The organism is Agromyces sp. NPDC127015 (assembly GCF_042725165.1).
Taxonomy (GTDB): Bacteria; Actinomycetota; Actinomycetes; order Actinomycetales; family Microbacteriaceae; genus Agromyces; species Agromyces chromiiresistens.
Window position 1 is genome coordinate 1 of record NZ_JBHXDI010000003.1, and the last position, 20923, is coordinate 20923.

Annotated in this window: 19 protein-coding genes, 1 tRNA gene and 1 pseudogene; 14 read left to right on the plus strand and 7 right to left on the minus strand. The window is 70.5% G+C overall.

Annotated features, from left to right (window positions below):
- Window positions 1–139: 139 nt before the first annotated feature.
- The 3 genes from ACFWGP_RS09405 to ACFWGP_RS09415 all read left to right on the plus strand — a co-directional run bounded on the left by ACFWGP_RS09405 (window position 140) and on the right by ACFWGP_RS09415 (window position 3529).
- Entirely contained in the window at window positions 140–1261 is a 1122-nt protein-coding gene (locus ACFWGP_RS09405) for a DUF998 domain-containing protein (RefSeq protein WP_231428921.1), read from the plus strand.
- A gap of 172 nt (window positions 1262–1433) precedes the next feature.
- Window positions 1434–2966: a nucleobase:cation symporter-2 family protein gene (locus ACFWGP_RS09410; RefSeq protein ID WP_376931043.1), complete on the plus strand. Its 1533-nt coding sequence runs from the start codon at window positions 1434–1436 to the stop codon at window positions 2964–2966.
- Window positions 2967–3100: 134 nt separating this feature from the next.
- Entirely contained in the window at window positions 3101–3529 is a 429-nt protein-coding gene (locus ACFWGP_RS09415) for a hypothetical protein (protein ID WP_231428920.1), read from the plus strand.
- A 128-nt stretch (window positions 3530–3657) separates the two neighbouring features.
- Here ACFWGP_RS09415 and ACFWGP_RS09420 read toward each other — a convergent pair whose 3' ends face one another.
- On the minus strand, window positions 3658–4575 hold the full coding sequence (locus tag ACFWGP_RS09420; RefSeq protein WP_376930758.1) for a Ku protein: 918 nt from the start codon (window positions 4573–4575) through the stop codon (window positions 3658–3660).
- 134 nt (window positions 4576–4709) lie between these two features.
- On the opposite strand from ACFWGP_RS09420, the gene ACFWGP_RS09425 reads away from it, so the two are divergent.
- The gene (locus ACFWGP_RS09425) at window positions 4710–7199 is read left to right on the plus strand and encodes an ATP-dependent DNA ligase (RefSeq protein ID WP_376930759.1); all 2490 of its coding nucleotides are present in this window, start codon (window positions 4710–4712) and stop codon (window positions 7197–7199) included.
- 122 nt (window positions 7200–7321) lie between these two features.
- Here ACFWGP_RS09425 and ACFWGP_RS09430 read toward each other — a convergent pair whose 3' ends face one another.
- Genes ACFWGP_RS09430 through ACFWGP_RS09440 form a run of 3 tightly spaced genes read right to left on the minus strand, consistent with a single transcriptional unit; the run spans window position 7322 to window position 9500 of the window.
- The gene (locus ACFWGP_RS09430) at window positions 7322–8302 is read right to left on the minus strand and encodes a DNA topoisomerase IB (RefSeq protein WP_231428917.1); all 981 of its coding nucleotides are present in this window, start codon (window positions 8300–8302) and stop codon (window positions 7322–7324) included.
- A 24-nt stretch (window positions 8303–8326) separates the two neighbouring features.
- Entirely contained in the window at window positions 8327–8593 is a 267-nt protein-coding gene (locus ACFWGP_RS09435) for a Rho termination factor N-terminal domain-containing protein (RefSeq protein ID WP_231428916.1), read from the minus strand.
- A 25-nt stretch (window positions 8594–8618) separates the two neighbouring features.
- Complete coding sequence (locus ACFWGP_RS09440) at window positions 8619–9500, minus strand: SDR family oxidoreductase (RefSeq protein WP_231428915.1); 882 nt, start codon at window positions 9498–9500, stop codon at window positions 8619–8621.
- Window positions 9501–9650: 150 nt separating this feature from the next.
- On the opposite strand from ACFWGP_RS09440, the pseudogene ACFWGP_RS09445 reads away from it, so the two are divergent.
- A pseudogene (locus ACFWGP_RS09445) lies at window positions 9651–9956 on the plus strand (hypothetical protein); the annotation flags it as partial.
- 178 nt (window positions 9957–10134) lie between these two features.
- On the opposite strand, the gene ACFWGP_RS09450 reads toward ACFWGP_RS09445, so the two are convergent.
- Window positions 10135–10686 (minus strand): SRPBCC family protein, encoded by a 552-nt coding sequence (locus ACFWGP_RS09450; protein WP_308191602.1) that lies wholly within the window; start codon window positions 10684–10686, stop codon window positions 10135–10137.
- A gap of 182 nt (window positions 10687–10868) precedes the next feature.
- Between ACFWGP_RS09450 and ACFWGP_RS09455 the strand changes: the two genes are divergently transcribed.
- Window positions 10869–11081, plus strand: a complete 213-nt coding sequence (locus ACFWGP_RS09455; protein WP_231428914.1) for a hypothetical protein — start codon at window positions 10869–10871, stop codon at window positions 11079–11081.
- A gap of 15 nt (window positions 11082–11096) precedes the next feature.
- Here the strand turns inward: ACFWGP_RS09455 and ACFWGP_RS09460 are convergent, their stop codons facing one another.
- On the minus strand, window positions 11097–11420 hold the full coding sequence (locus ACFWGP_RS09460) for an ATP-dependent DNA ligase (protein ID WP_231428913.1): 324 nt from the start codon (window positions 11418–11420) through the stop codon (window positions 11097–11099).
- 41 nt (window positions 11421–11461) lie between these two features.
- Entirely contained in the window at window positions 11462–12175 is a 714-nt protein-coding gene (locus ACFWGP_RS09465; RefSeq protein WP_376930760.1) for a DUF6766 family protein, read from the minus strand.
- A 123-nt stretch (window positions 12176–12298) separates the two neighbouring features.
- Between ACFWGP_RS09465 and ACFWGP_RS09470 the strand changes: the two genes are divergently transcribed.
- The 8 genes from ACFWGP_RS09470 to ACFWGP_RS09505 all read left to right on the plus strand — a co-directional run bounded on the left by ACFWGP_RS09470 (window position 12299) and on the right by ACFWGP_RS09505 (window position 20772).
- On the plus strand, window positions 12299–13318 hold the full coding sequence (locus ACFWGP_RS09470; protein WP_376930761.1) for a LacI family DNA-binding transcriptional regulator: 1020 nt from the start codon (window positions 12299–12301) through the stop codon (window positions 13316–13318).
- Window positions 13319–13565: 247 nt separating this feature from the next.
- Window positions 13566–15239, plus strand: coding sequence for a glycoside hydrolase family 13 protein (locus tag ACFWGP_RS09475; protein WP_376931044.1), 1674 nt, complete (start codon window positions 13566–13568; stop codon window positions 15237–15239).
- Window positions 15240–15310: 71 nt separating this feature from the next.
- Window positions 15311–16672 carry an ABC transporter substrate-binding protein gene (locus ACFWGP_RS09480; protein ID WP_275506098.1) on the plus strand — a complete coding sequence of 454 codons (1362 nt, stop codon included), beginning with the start codon at window positions 15311–15313 and terminating at the stop codon, window positions 16670–16672.
- Between the two features lie 5 nt (window positions 16673–16677).
- Window positions 16678–17655, plus strand: a complete 978-nt coding sequence (locus ACFWGP_RS09485) for a carbohydrate ABC transporter permease (RefSeq protein ID WP_275506776.1) — start codon at window positions 16678–16680, stop codon at window positions 17653–17655.
- A 68-nt stretch (window positions 17656–17723) separates the two neighbouring features.
- A complete protein-coding gene (locus tag ACFWGP_RS09490) occupies window positions 17724–18635 on the plus strand; it encodes a carbohydrate ABC transporter permease (protein ID WP_376931045.1) in 912 nt (303 codons plus the stop codon).
- A 3-nt stretch (window positions 18636–18638) separates the two neighbouring features.
- Window positions 18639–18833, plus strand: a complete 195-nt coding sequence (locus tag ACFWGP_RS09495) for a hypothetical protein (protein ID WP_376930762.1) — start codon at window positions 18639–18641, stop codon at window positions 18831–18833.
- 217 nt (window positions 18834–19050) lie between these two features.
- Window positions 19051–19123 (plus strand) — tRNA-Arg (locus tag ACFWGP_RS09500).
- A 206-nt stretch (window positions 19124–19329) separates the two neighbouring features.
- On the plus strand, window positions 19330–20772 hold the full coding sequence (locus tag ACFWGP_RS09505; protein ID WP_275506099.1) for an APC family permease: 1443 nt from the start codon (window positions 19330–19332) through the stop codon (window positions 20770–20772).
- The last annotated feature ends 151 nt before the right edge of the window (window positions 20773–20923 follow it).

Genomic DNA, 20923 nt, shown 5'->3' on the forward strand with positions numbered 1-20923 from the left:
GGGGCCACCGAGCTCTGGATGCCGATCGAGCGGGAGTAGTCGGACCCGACGGATTCCCGCGCGGCATCAGCGGCAGCGCCGCGCTCGCGGTCGAGAATCGAAGCGTCACCGCCCGAGCACCGTTCGCGAAGGAGGCGCCGTGATCCCGCACTCGCATCCGGCGCGTCGCGACGCGATCGCGGGCAGTCCGGCGGCGCGGGTCGAGGCCCGGGCAGAACGCTGGGGCCTCGCCGCCCTCGTCGGCGGCCTGCTCATCACCGTCGTCGTCATGGCGGGCTCGCGGTGGTCGCTCGCGGGCGGCGGTCCGTCGCTCGGCAACCTCGCCGGGTGGATCGCATCGGCGTGCGCCGGGCTCGCCTTCGCGGCATCCTTCATCATCGAGTCGTGGCGCGGACACGCGCTGTGGCGACGCAGGCTGCCGATGGTGAAGCGCTTGATCGACCTCCTCGCGATGTCGCTCGCGATGGCGATGCTCGCCTATCTCGTGGTGCTCGCGGTCGCGAACCTGTTCCAGCTCGGGTTCCGAGGCCTCACGGTCGACGCGCTCGGCGGGGGAGCGCTCGCGGGCGCCGCGGCGGCGGCCGCGACGTATGCGGCGGCCCTGTCGGGCGCGCGCGTCACGACCGACGGCCTCGCGACGCTCGCGACGCTCGTGCTGTTCATCGGCACGATGGCGAGCATGCTCAGCTCGCCCGACGAGTCGTGGTGGCAGCTGCACTTCTCGCAGCTCGGCAACGTCGACGACAGCTCGGCGTATCGGTTCAACCTCGCGCTCATCCTGACCGGGCTCGTGATGACCGTGCTCGCGAACTACGTCGGGCACGACCTCGAGCTCGGGCTCGTCGCACGCGGCGTCGCGCCGGCCGGGCGCGTGCGCACGCTCGCCTGGTTGTTCGCCGGCATCGGCATCTGCCTGATCGTCGCCGGCGTCGTGCCCGATGCCGTGAGCGTGCCCCTGCACGTCGGCGCCGCGTCGGGCATGGTCGTCATCTTCGTGGTGTTCGTGCTGTGCGCGGTGCGGCTGCTGCCGGGGCTGCCCGCCGAGGTCGCCGGGTTCTCGCTGTTCGTCGTGATCGGCATTCTCGTGGCGGTCGTCCTGTGGGTGCCGATCGGCTACTTCAATCTGACGGGCACCGAGTTCATCGTCGCCGGCCTGCTCTTCGCGTGGCTCCTCGTCTTCGTGCGCGCCATCGGCGCGTATTCGCACGGCGAGCCGCCCGCCGAACCCGGAAGCTCGGCGGCGGCAGCGGTCCCCCGCTGAGCCGTTCGTCGTGCAGGGGGTTGACAGATGATCTGACGCGGCGTTCAATGTCTTCACTCAGTGGAAAACGACTTCCGCATTGTGGAAACACGGCGGAGGCCACGGACGAAGGACAAGCAGTGAGGCTTGAAGCATTCTCCTTGGGCTCGGGGGCGCGGTGCGTCGCATGAGCATGAAGATCACGAAGCGGGCGGCCCGGGTGCAGGGTGCCGGCACCGCGGACGCACCACGCCCCGAGGACGAGCGGCTGCCGCTCGCCACCTCATTCGCCTTCGGGCTCCAGCACGTGCTGACGATGTACGGCGGCATCATCGCCCCGCCGCTCATCGTGGGCTCGGCGGCCGGACTCTCGGCGAGCGACATCGGGCTCCTCGTGGCCGCCTGCCTCTTCGTGGGCGGCGTCGCGACCCTGCTCCAGACCATCGGCATCCCGTTCTTCGGGGCTCAGCTGCCGCTCGTGCAGGGCGTCTCGTTCGCGAGCGTCGCCACCATGGTCGCGATCGTCAACGGCAGCGGCATCCAGGCGGTCTTCGGCGCGGTGCTCGTCGCCGCGGCCATCGGGTTCCTGATCACGCCGATCTTCTCGAAGATCATCCGGTTCTTCCCGCCCGTCGTGACGGGCACCGTGATCACGATGATCGGCCTCTCGCTGCTGCCCGTCGCCGCCAACTGGGCGATGGGCGGCAACCGCGAAGCCGAGGACTACGGCAGCATGGCGAACGTCGGGCTCGCCGCGCTGACCCTCCTCGTCGTGCTGCTGCTCTCGAAGCTCGGCAACGCCGCGGTCTCGCGCCTCTCGGTGCTGCTCGCGATCGTCGTCGGCACCCTCGCCGCGATCCCGCTCGGCATGGCCGACTTCTCGAACGTCGGCACCGGCCCGGTCTTCGCGTTCCCGACGGTGTTCGCCTTCGGGCCGCCCGTCTTCGACCTCGCCGCGATCGTGTCGATGCTCATCGTCGTGCTCGTGATCCTCACCGAGACCACCGCCGACATCCTCGCGGTGGGCGAGATCGTGGGCACCAAGGTCGATGCGAAGCGCATCGGCAACGGACTGCGCGCCGACATGCTCTCGAGCATGATCTCGCCGCTGTTCAACTCGTTCCCGCAGAGCGCGTTCGCGCAGAACGTCGGCCTCGTCGCGATCACCGGCATCAAGAGCCGCTTCGTGGTGAGCGCGGGCGGCGCGATCCTGATCGTGCTGGGCCTGCTGCCGATCCTCGGGCGCGTCGTGGCCGCAGTCCCGCCCGCGGTGCTCGGCGGCGCCGGCATCGTGCTCTTCGGCACCGTCGCGGCGAGCGGCATCCGCACGCTGTCGAAGGTCGACTACCGCGGCAACATGAACCTCATCATCGTGGCGACGTCGATCGGCATCGGCATGCTGCCCATCGCGGCGCCGGCGTTCTACGACGCCTTCCCGAGCTGGTTCTCGACGATCTTCCACTCGGGCATCTCGTCGGCCGCGGTCTCGGCCATCCTCCTGAACATCCTCTTCAACCACATCAAGGCGGGCAACTCGAAGGACTCCTCGGTATTCGTCGCATCGCCGCCGCGCATGGTGCGCGAGGAGGAGCTCACCGCCCTCGAAGACGGCGACTACTACATGGGAGGCAAGCTCATCGCGGCCGACGGCCGCGAGGTGAAGATCATTCCGACGGGCAGCATCCCGGCGATCCTCGACGACGACGATCCGCCGGGGCGCGCCTGACGGGGGTGCAAGACCGCGCCGTCGCCCGGTGCCGGCGGGGTGGCGCCGGGCGATGGCGCTGCCATGTCGGTGGCACCTCACTAGACTTCTGACGTCACATTCGATTTGGGGGACATGCCACCATGCAGAAAATCATGAAGACCACCGCGATCCTGTTCGCCGGTGCACTCCTGTTCACCGGTTGCGCCTCGAACGGCGGCAACGACGGCGGCAGCACCGCTGCCGCCGACGAGTGCGAGACCGTTCGCGTCGCCGTGCGCGACATCTCGAACGGCGCGCAGAACGCCGTCATCACGGGCACCGAGCAGGCGGCCGTGCTCGAGAAGCTCGACGGCTACGAACAGCGTCTCGACGACCTCGCCACCGAGTACGCCGACGACGAAGACATCTCCGCAGCGATCGCAACCCTCCAGGAGAAGGTCACCGCGGCAGAGGACTACGCGAAGACGCTCCCGACGGCGCCCGACGAGAACTTCGAGGCCGACGCCGACGCGCAGGCCGCCGTCACCGGCGACATCCAGGCTGCGTCCATCACGGTCACCCAGGCGTGCGAGGGCGAGTAACGCCTCCGCTGCACTCCTGCGAACGCGCGGCACCCGTCCATCGGGTGCCGCGCGCTTTCGTCTGCCGACATGGTGCCGATGCCGCGTGCGGGGCGGTGCCGTGCCGTGCGGTGCGGTGCGTCCGGTGATCAGGCCGACTTCGTCTTCTTGGGCTTGTCGGCCGCCGACTTCGCCTTCGAGGACGATTTCGGCTTCGCCGAGGCATCCGCCTTCGACGTGCTCTTGCCGCCCGACTTCGCGCCGCCCTTGCCGCTCGCGCCGCCCCGCTTGTCGGCTATCGACCGACGCAGTGCCTCCATCAGGTCGATGACCTCGCCGCCTTCGCCCTCCTCGGGCTCCTCGCCGAAGGTCGCGGCGGTGTCGAGCGCCTCGCCCTGCTCGAGCTTCGCCTCGATGAGGGTGCGCAGCTCCTTCTGGTACTCGTCGACGTACTGCTCGGGCTCGAAGTCGGAGACGAGGCTCTCGACGAGCTGCTTCGAGAGGTCGAGCTCCTTGGTCGAGATCTTCACGGGCTCGTCGAGGGAGGCGAACTCGGCCGCGCGCACCTCGTCGCTCCAGAGCAGGGTCTGCACGACGAGCACGTCGCCCCGAACCCGCAGGGCGGCGAGGCGCGTCTTCTGGCGCAGCGCCATCTGCACGATCGCGGTGCGGTCGGTCGACTCGAGCGTCTCGCGCAGCAGCACGTAGGCCTTGTTCGACGCCGAGTCGGGCTCGAGGTAGTAGCTCTTGTCGAGCATGAGCGGGTCGATCTGCTCGCTCGGCACGAACTCGACGACCTCGATCTCGCGGCTGCGCTCGGCGGGCAGCGACTTCAGGTCGTCGTCGGTGATGACGACGGTGCGCTCGCCGTCGTCGAAGGCCTTGTCGATGTTCTGGTAGGCGACGACCTTGCCGCACACCTCGCACTTGCGCTGGTACCTGATGCGCCCGCCGTCCTCGTCGTGCACCTGGTGCAGGGACACGTCGTGGTCTTCGGTCGCGCTGTACAACTTGACGGGCACATTGACGAGGCCGAATGTGACCGCCCCCTTCCAGACGGCTCGCATACCCACCAGTACACACCCGAGGGATGCCTGGGCGATACCCCCGCGCTCGGCCCGCCCGCCCGCCGCTGACGTCGTGCCGTGTCGCGCGGCCGGGCGGAGATGACGCTCGCGCCGCGACCCGGCAGGATGGGGGCATGGCCGAAGGGGAGCGGCAACTCGTCGAGGTCGACGGCCGGAGGCTCAGGCTGACGAACCTCGACAAGGTCATGTATCCCGAGACGGGCATGACCAAGGGCGAGGTGATCTCGTACTACGCCGAGATCGCCCCGTTCATGCTGCCCCACGTCGCGGGTCGTCCGGTCACCCGCAAGCGCTGGGTGCACGGCGTCGGCACTGAGGACGACCCCGAGACGCCCTTCTTCGAGAAGAACCTCGCCGGGCACGCCCCCGAGTGGATCAGGCGGGGGGTCATCCAGCACGCCGACGGGCCGAAGACGTACCCGATCGCGGGCGACCGCGCCACGCTCGCGTGGCTCGCCCAGCAGGCCGCCCTCGAGCTGCACGTGCCGCAGTGGCGCTTCGCGGCGGACGGTTCGGCGGCCGACCCCGACCGCATGGTGTTCGACCTCGACCCGGGCCCCGGCACGGGGCTCGCCGAGTGCGCCGAGGTCGCCCGCCACGTGCGCGAGCTCATCGGCGGCATGGGGCTCGACGCGATGCCGGTGACGAGCGGCAGCAAGGGCATCCACCTCTACGCGGCCCTCGACGGCGGGCAGACCTCCGAGCAGGTGTCGGCCGTCGCGCACGAGCTCGCCCGCGCGCTCGAGGCCGACCATCCCGAGCTCGTGGTCTCGAGCATGCGCAAGTCGCTGCGCACGGGGCGCGTGCTCATCGACTGGAGCCAGAACAACGGCAAGAAGACGACGATCGCACCGTATTCGCTGCGCGGCCGGCATCGGCCGACCGTCGCGGTGCCGCGCACGTGGGAGGAGCTCGACGACCCGGGACTGCGGCACCTCGAGGCCCACGAGGTGCTCGAGCGGGTCGCCGAGCAGGGCGACCCCATGTCGCACCTGGGGGATGACTCGGGGCCCGACCCGCTCGCGACGTACCGTTCGATGCGCCGGGCGGGGCGAACGCCCGAGCCCATGCCCGCCTCCGGTGCTCGGCCACCGGGCGAGGGTGCGCGGTTCGTCATCCAGGAGCATCACGCGAGGCGGCTGCACTTCGACCTCCGACTCGAACGCGACGGCGTGCTGAAGAGCTGGGCCGTGCCGAAGGGGGTGCCGGAGAGCTCGGGCACGAACCACCTCGCCGTGCAGACCGAGGACCACCCGATCGAGTACCTGACGTTCCAGGGCTCGATCCCGAAGGGGGAGTACGGCGCAGGCTCGATGACGGTCTGGGACACAGGGGTCTACGACGTCGAGAAATGGCGCGACGACGAGGTGATCTTCACCCTCGAGGGGACCACAGGAGGCCCGCTCGGGCGGGTGCGGCTGGCGCTCATCCGCACCGACGGCCGCGGCGAGAAGAGCTCGTGGCTGCTGCACCGCATGAAGGAGCAGGGCGGCCCGGTCGGTCGAGCAGCGACGGAGGGGCGTATCGAGGCCACCGGTTCCGAGGTCGGATCACCTGGCTTCGATACGCGCCCTCCTTCGTCGGGCGCTGCGCAACCGGCGGGTCGTGCTCCTTCGTCGCTCGCCGCTCGACCACCGGCGGGCCGGGTCGCGGAGAAGCCCATGCTCGCGACCGCGGGCACGCTCGGCATGCTGCGCGGCGGCGATTGGGTGCTCGAGTGGAAATGGGACGGCATCCGAGCCCTTGCCCGGGTCGAACACGGTGAAGTGCGCCTGCACAGCCGCAACGGCGTCGACGTGACCGCCCGATATCCCGAACTGCACCGACTGCCCGAGATCGTCGACGGCGACGCCCTGCTCGACGGCGAGATCGTCGCGCTCGACGAGGCCGGTCGTCCGTCGTTCGGCGTGCTCCAGCAGCGGATGGGACTCACCAAGGCTCGCGAGATCGCCGCCGCCGCGGCATCCGTGCCGGTGCGACTGCTGGTGTTCGACGTGCTCGAAGCGGGAGGCGAGGCGCTCGTCGACGAACCGTACCTCGAGCGCCGGGCGCGGCTCCAGGCGCTCGTGCACCCGCGCCGCGGAATCCCCGTCGAGGTGCCGGCCCCCGCCGAGGGTTCGCCCGAGGAGGCGCTCGAGGAGAGCCGGCTGCTCGGGCTCGAGGGGATCATGGCGAAGCGGGCCGACTCGCCGTATCGCCCGGGCGTGCGCACCGACGACTGGCTGAAGCTCAAGCTCACCCGCACACAGGAGGTCGTGATCGGCGGGTATCGGCGCGGCGTGGGCACGCGTCAGGGGCGCATCCGGTCGTTGCTCGTCGGAATCCCGGGCGACGACGGCCTCGAGTACGCGGGGCGCGTGGGCTCGGGGTTCCGCGAGCGCGAGCTCGACCGGCTGCTCGAGCGGCTCGACGGGCTGGCGCAGCCGCGCTCGCCGTTCATCGAGGTGCCCGCCGCCGACGTCGGCGACGCGGTGTGGGTGCGCCCCGAGCTCGTGGGCGAGATCGAGTTCGGCGAGTGGACGGGCACGGGCGTCGCCCGCCACCCGCGCTGGCGGGGCCTGCGCCCCGACAAGTCGCCCGCCGACGTGCGCCGCGAGGACTGAGCCCGCGCCCACCCTCACACACGGGATCGAGTCGTCGAAAACTGCGCTTCCGCGGCCGGCGAAGGACACCTTCTGGCGACTCGCGCCGGTCGCGGGCGGCGACCTCGCGGCGCGCGCCGAGCTCACCCGGCGAACGCGGAGCCGTCGAGCAGGTCGAGCAGGCGGCGCTCGCGATCACGACCGGATGCCACGACGGCGCCCCGTTCGTACGCCTCGACGATGCGCGGGTCGACGTAGCTCGCACGCGCGATGGCCGGCGTGTTGCCGAGCGCCCGCGAGGCCTCCTCGATCGCGTCGCGCACCGAGGCGGCCCGTGCCCGTGCGCTCGTCGCGGGCCCGAGCGCGGCGAGGTGCTCGGCGGCGACGAGCGTGCCGCGCAGCGTGCGGAAGTCCTTCGCCGTGAACTCGCCGCCGGTGCGAGCGCGGATGTCGTCGTTCACGTCGGAGGGTGAGGCGGCGCGCATCGTGCGGCCGTCCGCCCACGCGTACAGCCGCGCCGCCGCCGAGCGCTCTCCGGCCTCGCCGACGAACCGGGCCAGCCCGGCGTCGGCGACCCGGAGCTCCTGTGCGATGCCGCCCTTCGCGCGGAACCGGAAGCGCACGGTCTCGGCCGTCTCGAGGGCGGCGTTGCGCACGAGGAGCGTCGTGAGGCCGCGATTGCGGAAGCCCGCGAGCGACTCCTCGGAGCCGATCCGGATCCCGCCCAGGTCGAGCGTCGTGAACGCGGCCGCGAGCACGCGGGCACGAGGCATCCCCTCGGTCGCGAGGTCGCCGCGCGCACTGCGGCGTGCCGTCGGCAGCACGCGCGCGAGCTCGGCCATGCGCTGGAACTTCTCGGCGTCCTGCCGCTCGCGCCACGCCGGGTGGTAGAGGTACTGGCGGCGGCCCGCGGCGTCGACGCCGACGGCGAGGATGTGCGCGTTCGCGGCGTCGGCGATCCACACCTCGTTCCATGCCGGCGGAACGGCGAGGTCGGCGATCCGCGCACGCTCCGCGCGTCCGGCGGCACCGCCGTCGGTGTGGACGTAGCTGAAGCCGCGCCCCCGTCTCACCCTGGTGTACCCGGGTGAGACGTAGGGCTCGACCCGCTTGAGGCGCGGCATCCCCGGCGCACCAGGCCGGCGCGCTCAGTGGTTGCGCAGGGCCGAGATGAGCTCGGACTTGCGCTTGTCGCTGTAGCCGTGCAGGCCGAGTTCCTTCGCGCGGCGCTTCAGCTCGTCGACCGTCCACTCTTCGTAGTCGCCGTGCTGGCCGCCCTTGCGGCCGACCGCGCTGCGCCCCTGCTTGGCCGCCGCGTTCGAGATGCGCGCGGCCTTCTCCTTCGAGGCGCCGTCCTCGCGGAGTTCCTCGTAGAGCTCGGGATCCTTGAGCGATGAGTTCCTGCGTCCGGGCATCGTCCTCTCCTTCCTCCCCGCCTGCTCAGAGCGGGCGTCCGCCGGTGACCGGCACGATCGCGCCCGAGGTGTACGACGCCTCGTCGGAGGCGAGGTACACGTAGGCGCCGGCGAGCTCGGCCGGCTGGCCGGCCCGGCCGATGGGCGTGTTCTTGCCGAAGCCGGGAAGCTTGTCGGGCCATCCCGTCGCGGGGATGAGCGGGGTCCAGACCGGTCCCGGCGCCACGGCGTTGACCCGGATGCCTCGTGGACCGAGTTCTTCCGCGAGGGCGTAGGTGAACGCCACGAGCGCCGCCTTCGTCATCGCGTAGTCGACGATCGCGGGCGACGGGTCGGAGGCCTGGATCGAGGCGGTCGTGATGATGCTCGAGCCCGGATCCATCCGCGGCACCGCGGCGCGCGCGAGGTAGACGGGGGCGAACAGGTTCACGCGCATCACGTCTTCGAAGTCGTCGCTCGGCACCCCCTCGATGCCGCCGCGATCGCGCTGGTGCGCGGCGTTGAGCACGAGCAGGTCGATCCCTCCGAACGCCTGCTCGACCTGTTCGATGAGCTTCACGCAGTACGCCTCGTCGCGGAGATCGCCGGGCAGCAGCAGTGGGTCGCTGCCGGCGTCCGAGATCCAGACGCCCGTCTCGTCGGCGTCGGCCTGCTCCTCGGGCAGGTAGGCGATCGCGACCCTCGCACCCTCGCGGGCGAAGGCGATGGCGACGGCGCGCCCGATGCCCGAGTCGCCGCCCGTGATGAGGGCGCGGCGGCCCTCGAGCCGGCCGCTCCCGCGGTAGCTCTGCTCGCCGTGGTCGGGCAGCGGGGCCATCGCCCCGGTGAGGCCGGGCGGTTCCTGCTCCTGCCGCGGGAACCGGTCGGTCGTGTGCTTCGTCGTCGGGTCGATGAGCTGGTCAGACATCTCGCCTCCTTCGATCCACGCAACCGTAGGCAGAGCGACGGGTGCGACGGCAGGGGATTGACATGCGGGGCTTCGCACGTGTGGGATGTGCGCAGGCCGCTCGTCCCGACTCCGGGCCCCCAGTGCGGCGGAGAGGAATACGGTGATCCTGTGGGCACTCTCTACTACGGCGACTCGGGTACCCCGATCGGCATCGAAGACCGCGCGCTCGCGCATCTGAAGGTCGCGATCATCACGAAGCTGCGCCGCGGTGAGAGCTTCACGCTCTCATGGCGGCATGCCGACGAGCAGCCGCGGGGTCGCAGCACGCTGTGGCTGCACGCGTCGATCCCGCTGCGATTCGTGTTCGACGAGCCCGAGCCGCCTGAACTGAGTCGCAAGTGGATCGAGGACCTCATGCGATCGGCGAACACCACGGGTGGCATCCTGCTGATTCCCGAGCATCTCGACACCGACCCGATCGAGACCATCGCGGAGCAACCGGTGCAGGTCGGCGTCGACGTGCAGGAGATCGCGGGCGGCGACGGCGGCGACGAGGCGGGTTCCGCGCGCAAGGACGCACCCGTCGCTCCGGTTCCGGGGTCGTGACCGGCCGCCGGTCGGAGCAACGGGCGCCGTCGCCCGGCTGACGCGCTCAGGTGACGATGTCGGGATCCGCACCGCTGACGCCGTCGTCACCGGTTCGCCGGGGCGACCGGCCGGGTACGTATCCGCCGTCGCTCGTCGCCTCGCCCCCGTGGACCTCGCCGCGCCACGCGCCGGTCTCGCTTCCGCGTCGCTCGACGAACTCCTTGAAGCGGCGGAGGTCGTTCTTGACCTGCAGGTCGTCGATCTGCAGCACGGCGCCGGCATGCTCGACGAAGCCCTCCGGCTCCCACTCGAGCTCGAGGTCGACGCGCGTGCGATCCGCCCCCTCGGGCGTGAACTCGACGCGCCCGCGGTGCACCACCTCGCCTGAGCTCCGCCACGCGACGTGGTCGTCGGGCACCTGGTCGCCGATCTCGGCGTCGAACTCGCGGCGCACCCCGCCGATCGAGACCACCCAGTGGGTGAGCTCGTCGTCGAGCTGGGTGATCGACTCGACGCCGGTCATGAACTCGGGAAAGGACTCGAACTGCGTCCACTGGTCGTAGGCGACCCGGATGGGAACCTCCACCTCGGTCGTCGCCGTCACGGTCGTCGTCATGGTCGTTCCTCCGTTCCACTGCGTTCGCCGGGCGCCGATGGGAGCCCGGCAGGCATCGCGTGCCTCGTCGAGCACGTTAGGCGGGGCCCCGCCGAGCGGCGAGGGGCTTGCCGCTCGGCGTCGGTGCTGGTAGACGGGAACCAGGGCACGCATCCGGTGCGGGTCCGCGGAGGTGATGGCGTATGGAAGGCCATGACGAGGGCCTGCCGGCGATCGAACGCTGGTGGCCGCATCTCTCCATCAGGGCGCGGCATCGCGTGCTCGACGACCTCACCGGCCCGCTCGACGAACTGGTCGTCGCGGAGATCGTGGCCATCACCGGGGCGTCCGCGCCCGACCGCCTCACCGAGGCGGAGCAGCGGTTCGTGCTGACGCAGATCGAGGCGGTCGACTGAGCCTCGGCCGGCCGCTCACTCGCCGTCGAACTCTTCGTTCTCCTCGGGCTCGGGAACGTTCTGGAGACCCGCGGTGCTGTTCGCCGAGAGGAGCATCTGCTCGACCCAGAGCCGGTTGAGCTTCGGGGGCCGGTTGCCGCTGAACACGAACTGCAGCGGGATCGACTCGTTCAGCCAGAGCGTCGTGCGCCCGCTGCCGTTGGCGATGCCGTGCTCCCAGGTCATCGCGAAGCTCTCGGAGCGGCGCAGCTTGTTGATGATCGCGATGCGCAGGTGGGCGAGGGTGCGGTCGTCGATGTCGAGCTCGCGGTTCGACGAGTTGTAGATGAGCTTGCCCATGCTCGAACTCTAGTCCCGCGGCAGGGTGCGAGGGGAGGGGCTCAGGCGCCGGTCTCGTGGTGCGGAGTCGCGACCGGCTTCGACTCGGGCGAGCCGCGCTGGCGCAGCAGCACCGACGCCCCGACGATCGCGGCGACGGCGAGGAACTCGCTCTGCCAGTTCTGCATCGACTCGAACCAGAACTGGGCGGTGCCGAGGTACTCCCAGGCCGTCGCGCCGGGCAGGCCGTGCAGCGCCTGCTCCTCGGAGTACGCCTCGGCACCGCCGACGGCGTGCAGCACGAACGACAGCCCGAAGAGCACGAAGAAGAAGATCGCCAACGAGTTCTCGTACAGCACGAGCACGAACCCGCCACGGCGCACGGGCCACGGGGTGTCCGGCCCGACGGTCGCGTCGCGGGGGTCCTCGTCCTGCGGGGTCTTCTTGCCGAGCGGCTTCGACTCGCTCGACCCCTTCTGGAACAGGAAGACCGTGAGCACGACGTAGGCGCCCATCTGCAGGAACTCCGACTCCCAGTTCTCGAAGGTCGCCTCGACGAACTGCCCGGAGCCCAGGTACTCGAAGAGGCCGACCGCGCCCGCGCCGTGATCGAGCCGCTCCTCGTTGGCGACCTGGAACCCGCTGGCGGCCATGCCCGCCACGCAGAGGACGAAGACGGCGAGGCACACGATGATCAGGGCGTGCTCGTGCAGCCAGCGCACCGCTCGCCGCTCGCCGGGTTTCGCGGCGGGCGCCTCGGTCGCGTCCTTCGTCATGCCGACCCCCCTCGGCTCGATGCTGCCGTCGTGCCGGGCGCGCGGGCAAGGGGTTGACGAGGCATCCCCTCGCGCCTCGTGATCTTGTCGAGTTCTTGCAAGCGTTCGCGTAGCATTGCCGCCATGTCGAGAAGGCTCGCGGACGTCGCACGCAAGGTCGGAGTCAGCGAGGCGACCGTGAGCCGCGTGCTCAACGGCAAGCCGGGTGTCTCGCCGTCGACGCGCGACGCGGTGCTCACGGCGCTCGACGTGCTCGGCTACGAGCGCCCGACGAAGCTGCGCGGCGAGCGGGCCCGCCTCGTCGGGCTCGTCATGCCCGAGCTGCAGAACCCGATCTTCCCCGCGCTCGCCGAGGTGATCGGCGGCGGGCTCGCGCAGAACGGCTTCACCCCGGTGCTCTGCATCCAGACGGCGGGCGGCATCTCCGAGTCCGACTACGTCGAGCTGCTGCTGCACCAGCAGGTGTCGGGCGTCATCTTCGCGGGCGGCGCGTACGCCCAGGCCGACGTGAACCACGACCACTACGAGCGGTTGCGCGAGCTCAAGCTGCCGACGGTGCTCGTGAACGCGCCGATCGACGGCATCGGCTTCGCGACCGTGTCGTGCGACGACGCCGTCTCGACCGAGCAGGCGCTCGGCCACCTCGCACAGCTCGGCCACGAGCGGATCGGGCTGCTGCTCGGGCCGAGCGACCATGTGCCGTCGCGGCGCAAGCTCGCGGCCGCGCTCGCGACGGCCGAGCGGCTCGGCGTCGACCTGCCCGACGGTCGCATCGTGCACTCGTTCTACTCGCTCGAGTCGGGGCAGACCGCGGCCGCGAAGCTGCTCGCGGCAGGGGTCACCGGCATCGTCTGCGCGAGCGACCCGATGGCGCTCGGTGCGGTGCGGGCCGCCCGGCGGGCCGGGCTGCGCGTGCCCGAGGACGTGTCGGTGATCGGCTTCGACGACTCGGCGCTCATGAACTGCACCGAGCCGCCGCTCACGACGGTGCGCCAGCCGATCGAGTCGATGGGCAAGATGATCATCGAGTTGCTCATGCGGCAGATGTCGAGCGAGCGCACGATCGGCGACGAGGTCTTCTTCGCGCCCGAGCTCGTGGTGCGCGGGTCGACGGCGCCGGCGCCGGCGCGGTCGGTCGGGTAGCGCGAACCGCGTATCGAGACCACCGCTCCCTGCGCCGCTGGTCTCGATACGGCGCCGCGCGCCCACTCGACCGACCTGTTCGTGCAAACGACTGCCGCAAGTCGACGCAAGCTGTCGCAAATCTGTGCTCGATTGTTGAATAGTTGCATCATTCTGTTGCTCTCATTACGTTGAGGCGCATCGACGCCGGCGTCTCCCACGGTCCGGCGCGAAGCCCGCCCGACTCGAGGAGAACGACCGCGTGACCATGCCACTCACCGCCGCCGGAACCGTGCCGCCCGCCCTCGCGCACGATCCGCTCTGGTGGCGCAGTGCCGTCATCTACCAGGTGTACGTGCGCAGCTTCGCCGACTCCGACGGCGACGGCACGGGCGACCTGCGCGGCGTGCTGAGCCGGCTCGACTACCTCGCCGACCTCGGCGTCGACGCCCTGTGGTTCAACCCCTGGTACCCGTCGCCCCTCGCCGACGGCGGCTACGACGTGGCCGACTACCGCGACATCCACCCCGCCTTCGGCACGCTCGCCGACGCCGAGCGCCTCATCACCGCGGCCGCCGAGCGCGGCATCCGCACGATCATCGACATCGTCCCGAACCACGTGAGCTCGAGGCATCCCTGGTTCGAAGCCGCCCTCGCGGCCGGTCCCGGCAGCCCCGAGCGCGAGCGCTTCTGGTTCCACCCGGGCAAGGGCCCGAACGGCGACGAGATGCCGACCCGCTGGGTCTCGAACTTCCAGGGCGACACGTGGACCCGCACGGTGAACCCCGACGGCACGCCGGGGGAGTGGTACCTGCACCTCTTCACCCCCGAGCAGCCCGACCTCAACTGGAACCACCCCGACGTGCGCGCCGAGCACGAGGAGATCCTGCGGTTCTGGTTCGACCGCGGCGTCGCCGGCGTGCGCATCGACTCGGCGGGCCTGCTCATCAAGGACCCGGAGCTCCGCGAGGTCCCCGAGACGGTCGCGCCGGGGCAGCACCCCACCGAGGATCGCGACGAGGTGCACGAGGTCTACCGCTCGTGGCGGCGCATCGCCGACTCGTACGACGGCACGCGCGTGCTGGTCGGCGAGGTCTGGGTGCCGGACGCCGCCCGCTTCGCGGCCTACCTGCGTCCCGACGAGATGCACACGGCGTTCAACTTCGACTTCATGTCGCGGCCGTGGGCGGCGGGTGAGCTCCGCGCCTCGATCGACCTCATGCTCGCCGCGCACGCGCCCGTCGGCGCCCCGAGCACCTGGGTGCTGTCGAATCACGACGTGACCCGGCCGGTCACCCGGTACGGCCGCGACGACTCGTCGTTCGCCTTCGCGAAGAAGCGCTTCGGCACCCCCACCGACGTCGAGCTCGGCACGCGCCGGGCCCGGGCCGCAGCCCTGCTCACGGCGGCGCTGCCCGGCTCGCTCTACCTCTACCAGGGCGACGAGCTCGGACTGCCCGAGGTCGAGCTGCCGCGCGACGTGCTCGAAGACCCGATGCACTACCGCTCGGGCGGCGTCGACCCCGGACGCGACGGATGCCGCGTGCCGCTGCCCTGGCGGGGCACGACGGCGCCGTTCGGGTTCGGCCCCGACGGGGCCGCACCGTGGCTGCCGCAGCCCGCCGAGTGGGCGTCGCTCACCGTGCAGGCCCAGCAGGCCGACCCATCGTCGATGCTCTGGCTCTACCGCCAGGCGCTGGCGCTCCGCAAGCGGGAGGCCGCCCTCGGCGACGGGCCCATGACGTGGATCGACGCGGGCGCCGACGTGCTCTGCTTCCGCCGAGGCGACGACCTCGTCTCGATCACGAACCTCGGGCGGGCGGCCGTCGCGCTGCCCGACCACGAGAGCATCCTGCTCGCGAGCTCGCCGCTCGAGGCGGGCCTGCTCCCCGCCGATGCGACGGCCTGGCTGCGCGTCGCGCCGGCGCCGAGGCATCCCTGAACCGCACCATCGCACCACCCCGGAACCGCACCATCCGCACCACCCAGCACAGCACCGAAAGGAACAGGACAATGAAGTCATCACGCAGCATCGCGATCGCGGGGCTCACCGCCCTCGTGGTCGCCGGCTCGCTCGCCGCCTGCAGCGCCGATGCGGGCGGCGACGACGGCAAGCTCGAACTGCGCGTCGCCACCTTCCCGCCCGGCGCCGACCAGGCCGCCTACGACGCCTTCGCCGAGCAGGAGAAGCAGTTCGAGAAGGCGAACCCCGACATCGACGTCGTCGGCCTCGAGTACGAATGGACGGCGCCGACCTTCGCCGCCCAGCTGGCGGGCGGCAGCCTGCCCGATGTGTTCACCGTGCCCTTCACCGACACGAAGACGCTGCTCGAGAACGGCCAGTTGATGGACGTGACCGACGAGCTGCAGGAGCTCGGGTACTCCGACAAGTTCAACCCGATCATCCTCGACGAGGTCACCGGCGGCGACGACCGGATCTACGGCTTCCCGCGGCAGGCGTACGCCAACGGCCTGCACTACAACCGCGACCTGTTCGAGCAGGCCGGGCTCGACCCCGACAACCCGCCGACCACGTGGGACGAGGTGCGCGCAGCCGCGAAGACCATCGCCGAGAAGACCGGCAAGGCCGGGTACGCGACGATGGCGGCCGGCAACACCGGCGGCTGGCAGCTCTCGGTGCAGGCCGACTCGCGCGGCGCGTCGCTGCAGCAGGCCAACGACGACGGCAGCTACACGTCGACCATCGACAACGACGCGACGAAGGCGACGCTCGAGTACCTGCACGACCTCCGCTGGGAGGATGACTCGATGGGGTCGACCTTCGACCTCGACTGGGGCAGCATCAACCAGGAGTTCGCCGCCGGCAACCTCGGCATGTACACCTCGGGCTCCGACGTCTACACGGCGCTCGTGCGCGACTTCGGCATGAGCCCCGACATCTACGGCCTCACCGTGATCCCGACGGAGAACGGCGGCGGCGTGCTCGGCGGCGGCGACATCGCGGTCATGCCGCCGACGCTCGACGACGACACGAAGGCCGCGGCGGTCAAGTGGATCGACTGGTACTACATGCAGAAGCTCCTGAACGAGGACGCGGCGGTCGCCGACGCGAAGGCGCTGTCGGAGTCGGACCAGGCGGTCGGCACCCCGGTGCTGCCCGTGCTCGACAAGGAGACCTACCTCGAGTCGCAGGAGTGGATCGCCCCCTACGTCAACGTTCCGCTCGACCAGATGACGGGCTTCACCGAGGGCATCTTCGAGCAGACGCCGGTGGGTGAGTTCAAGGGGCAGACTCAGCCGATCTACGCCCTCATGGACAACCTCGTGCAGGCCGTGCTGACCGATGAGAACGCCGACATCGACGCGCTGCTGAAGCAGGTCGACGTCGACGCGCAGGCCCTGCTCGACCAGTGACCACGATGATCGAACGGGATGCCGCGGCGGAGGCCCTGCCGCGGCATCCCGGGCCCTCGAAGCCGAGTGCGGCGGCGCGCCGCCGTCGCCGCACTCCGGTCACCTGGGTGCGCGGCGGCGGGCTGTGGAACCTCGCGTTCCTCGCGCCCATGCTCGTCGTGTTCGGGGTCTTCAGCTGGGGCCCGATCGCGCAGGCGGTCGTCATGAGCTTCCAGAAGACGAACCTGATCACGCCGCCCGTGTGGGTCGGGCTCGACAACTTCGCACGTGTGCTGAGCGACCCGAACCTCGGCACCGCGGTGCTCAACACGCTGTACTTCGCCGGTCTCGCGCTCGTGTTCGGGTTCCCGCTGCCGATCCTCATGGCGGTGCTGATGAGCGAGGTCCGCCGCGGCAAGGGCCTGTACAGCGCCCTGGCCTACCTGCCCGTCGTCGTGCCGCCCGTCGTCGCGGTGCTGCTCTGGAAGGTGTTCTACAACGCGAGCCCCGACGGGGTCTTCAACACCGTGCTCGGCTGGGTCGGGATCCCGCCCCAGCCGTGGCTGCAGTCGTCGGTGACGGCGATGCCGTCGCTCGTCATCGAGGCGACGTGGGCCGCCGCCGGCGGGTCGATCATCATCTACCTCGCGGCGCTCATCGCGGTGCCGCCCGAGCTCTACGACGCCGCCGAGGTCGACGGCGCCGGCATCTGGCGCAAGATCTGGCACGTCACGCTGCCGCAGCTGCGCGGCATCCTCTTCATCATGCTGATCCTGCAGGTCATCGGCACCGCGCAGGTCTTCCTCGAGCCGTACCTGTTCACGGGCGGCGGACCGAACAACTCGACCCTCACCGTGCTGCTGCTGATCTACCGCTACGCCTTCCAGAACAGCCTCGGCGGCGACTACGGGGAGGCGACCGCGCTGAGCCTCATGCTCGCGGTCTTCCTGGGCCTGCTGAGCTGGCTCTACTTCAAGCTGACCGACCGTTGGAGCACGAATTGACCACCGCGCAGGGCACGGCCCCCGCCACGACGGCGGATTCCATCACGCTGCGCGCACGCCTGTCGCGGATGACGCGGCGCGGCCGGGGTGCCCAGGAGGACGGGGGCGACCGGGGCATCGTCTCCGAGCACGAACGGGGGCGCGGCGGCGTCCGCGCGTCGATGGGCGCGATCCACGTGTTCCTCTTCGCCGGGCTCGTCGTCGCCGGGCTCGGCCCGCTCCTGTGGCTCGCCAAGGCGGCCGTCACGCCCACGCAGGACACGCTCACCCAGCCGTTCGCACTCTGGCCGAACGGCATCGACTGGGCGAACCTCGAGCAGGCGTGGAACGACATCCACATCGACCAGTACTTCCTCAACACGATCTGGGTGGCGGCCGGATCGTGGTTCTTCCAGCTGCTGATCGCGACGACGGCCGGCCACGCGCTGTCGATCCTGCGGCCGAAGTACGCGCCGGTGCTGAACGCGCTCGTGCTCGCGACGCTGTTCATCCCCGCGGTCGTGCTGCTCGTGCCGCTGTACCTGACGATCCTGCACCCGCCGCTCATCGACACGTCGCTGCTCAACACGTACTGGGCGGTGTGGCTGCCGGCCGCGGCGAACGCGTTCAACATCCTGCTCGTGAAGCGGTTCTTCGACGGGCTGCCGCGCGAGGTGTTCGAGGCGGCCCGCACCGACGGCGCGGGGCCCTTCCGGGTGTTCTGGTCGATCGTGCTGCCGATGTCGAAGCCCATTCTCGGCGTCGTCTCGGTGTTCGCGGTGATCGCCGCCTGGAAGGACTTCCTCTGGCCGCTGCTCGTGCTGCCCGATCCCGCGGTGCAGCCCCTGTCGGTGCGCCTGCCGGCGGTGCAGTCGCAGACCGAGCTCGACGTGTTCCTCGCGGCGCTCGCGATCTCGACGCTCATCCCCGTCGCGCTGTTCCTCGTGTTCCAGCGGCTGTTCCTCCGCGGCGCCGGTCTCGGCGGCGCCGTCAAGGGCTAGGCCGTGGCAGTGGCCGTGGCCGTGCCCGTGCCCGTGCCCGTGCCCGTGCCCGTGCCCGTGGCCGTGCCCGTGCCCGTGGCCGTGCCCGTGCCCGTGCCCGTGCCGGTGCCCGTGCCCGTGCCCGCTCGGACGCCGGGCGATTCGGGTGCCTCGGTGCCCTCGCCGCGGCATCCGAATCGTCTCGAGGCCCGAATGTAGGAACTTCTGCCGAAGCGGCGGCGTGTCGCCGCCTCGGCGCGGGGTGTCCCACGATTCTTCCTACCGTCGCGACCGTCGCGACCGTCGCGCGCGAATCGGTCGAGGCGGCGGTGGGATGCCTCGGGGCCGGCGCGACCCTCGATTGGCGAACCGACGCGGCTTGGGTTAGAGTTACGTGGTTGCCTGATCGCGAAGCCTGCGGCAGGCGGCATCTGATGCGCCCGTAGCTCAATGGATAGAGCATCTGACTACGGATCAGAAGGTTGGGGGTTCGAGTCCCTCCGGGCGCACGGAAGAAGGCGGTTCGCAGCTTGCGAGCCGCCTTCACTGTTTTCCGGGAGTGCCCGTGACGTGCTCCGCTGAGAACGCTCACCCGTGGGGGTGATGGACACAGTGGAGGGTTCGTCGCGCTTCGCTGGACACAATGTCGGGGCTCGGCGGTTCGCGATCGGGTAGCGTCACCCTGCTCGACAACGAAGACCCGAGAGGATCGATGATGACCCGAACCGCCACGATGGCGAACCCGACGCTGAAGCGCTCGCTCGGCCTATGGGCGATCGTCGGCCTCGGCCTGGGCTACATGACGCCGATGACCGTCTTCGACACGTTCGGCTACGTCTCGGAGGCGAGCGGTGGTGTCGTGCCGCTCGCGTACCTCGTCGCGCTCGTCGTGATGATCTTCACCGCGATCAGCTACGGGCGAATGACCCGGGTCTATCCGTCGGCCGGGTCGGCGTACACGTACGCCTCGGAGACGATCCACCCCAACGTCGGCTGGATCGTCGGCTGGACGGCCCTGCTCGACTATCTCCTGCTGCCGCTCGTCAACGCGCTGCTCGTGCGCCAGTACCTCGAGTCGTTCTTCCCCGAGGTGCCGGGCTGGATCTGGGTCGTCGGCTACGTCGCGGTGATCACCCTGCTGAACCTCTGGAGCATCAGCTCGACGTCGCGGGTCAACGCGACGCTGCTCATCTTCCAGATCGTGCTCATCGGCGTGTTCATCGTGCTCGCCTGGAACGCCCTGAACCAGGGCGCGGGCAACGGCACGCCGTTCAGCCTCGAGCCGTTCTGGCACGCGAACGTGCAGATCATGGCGGTCGTGAGCGCGGCGACGATCGTGTGCTTCTCATTCATCGGCTTCGACGCGATCACGATGTACACGGAGGAGGCGAAGGACGCGCACACCGTGCCGAAGGCGATCGTGCTCGCCCTCGTGCTCGGCGGGCTCATCTTCTTCACCGCCGCCTGGTTCACCCAGTCGCTCTTCCCGACCGACGCGGGCTTCGAGGGCACGGCCCTGCCCGAGATCGCGAACTCGGTCGGCGGCATCATCTTCCAGATCTTCTTCGTGTCGGCCGCGGTGGCCGCAGCGGTCGCGTCGAGCCTCGCCTCGCACGCGAGCGTCTCGCGCATGATCTACGTCATGGGTCGCAACGGCACCGGGCCGATCTCGCACTTCTTCTCGTTCGTGCACCCGAAGTTCCGCACGCCGGCCGTCGCCGTGATCTTCGTCGGCATCGTCTCGCTCGGCGCCGCCGTCGCCGACCTCGACTTCATCTTCACGCTCATCAACTTCGGCGCGCTCATCGCGTTCACGATCGTGAACCTCACGGTGATCCTGCACTTCGCCGTGCGCAACAAGCAGGTCAAGGGGTTCGCGCAGGTCTTCCGCAACATCGTGCTGCCGCTCATCGGCATCGCCCTCACCGTGCTGCTCTGGCTCAACCTCAGCGGCGACGCGATGCTCTACGGGATGCTCTGGCTGGCCGTCGGCTTCATCGTGCTGGCCTCGATCACCCGCTTCTTCAGCCGCAACCTGCGCATGTCGTTCGAGGAGGACGCGGTCATCGCCGAGGGCGACGAGGGCGAGGCGGCGCTCAACGAGGCCGACCGCGAGGTGCTCCACGAGCACGAGCAGGGCGGCGAACCGCGCCCCTGACGCGGCACGCCGCCGGGGTGTCCGCCCCCCAGAACGGAAGCGGGCCCCCCCCGGGGGGGGGGGGCGGGGGGGCGGGCGGGGCGGGGGGGGGGGGCGGGGGGGGGGCGGGGGGGGGGGCCCGCCGCGCGCCGCCGGCGGCGGGGGGGGCCGC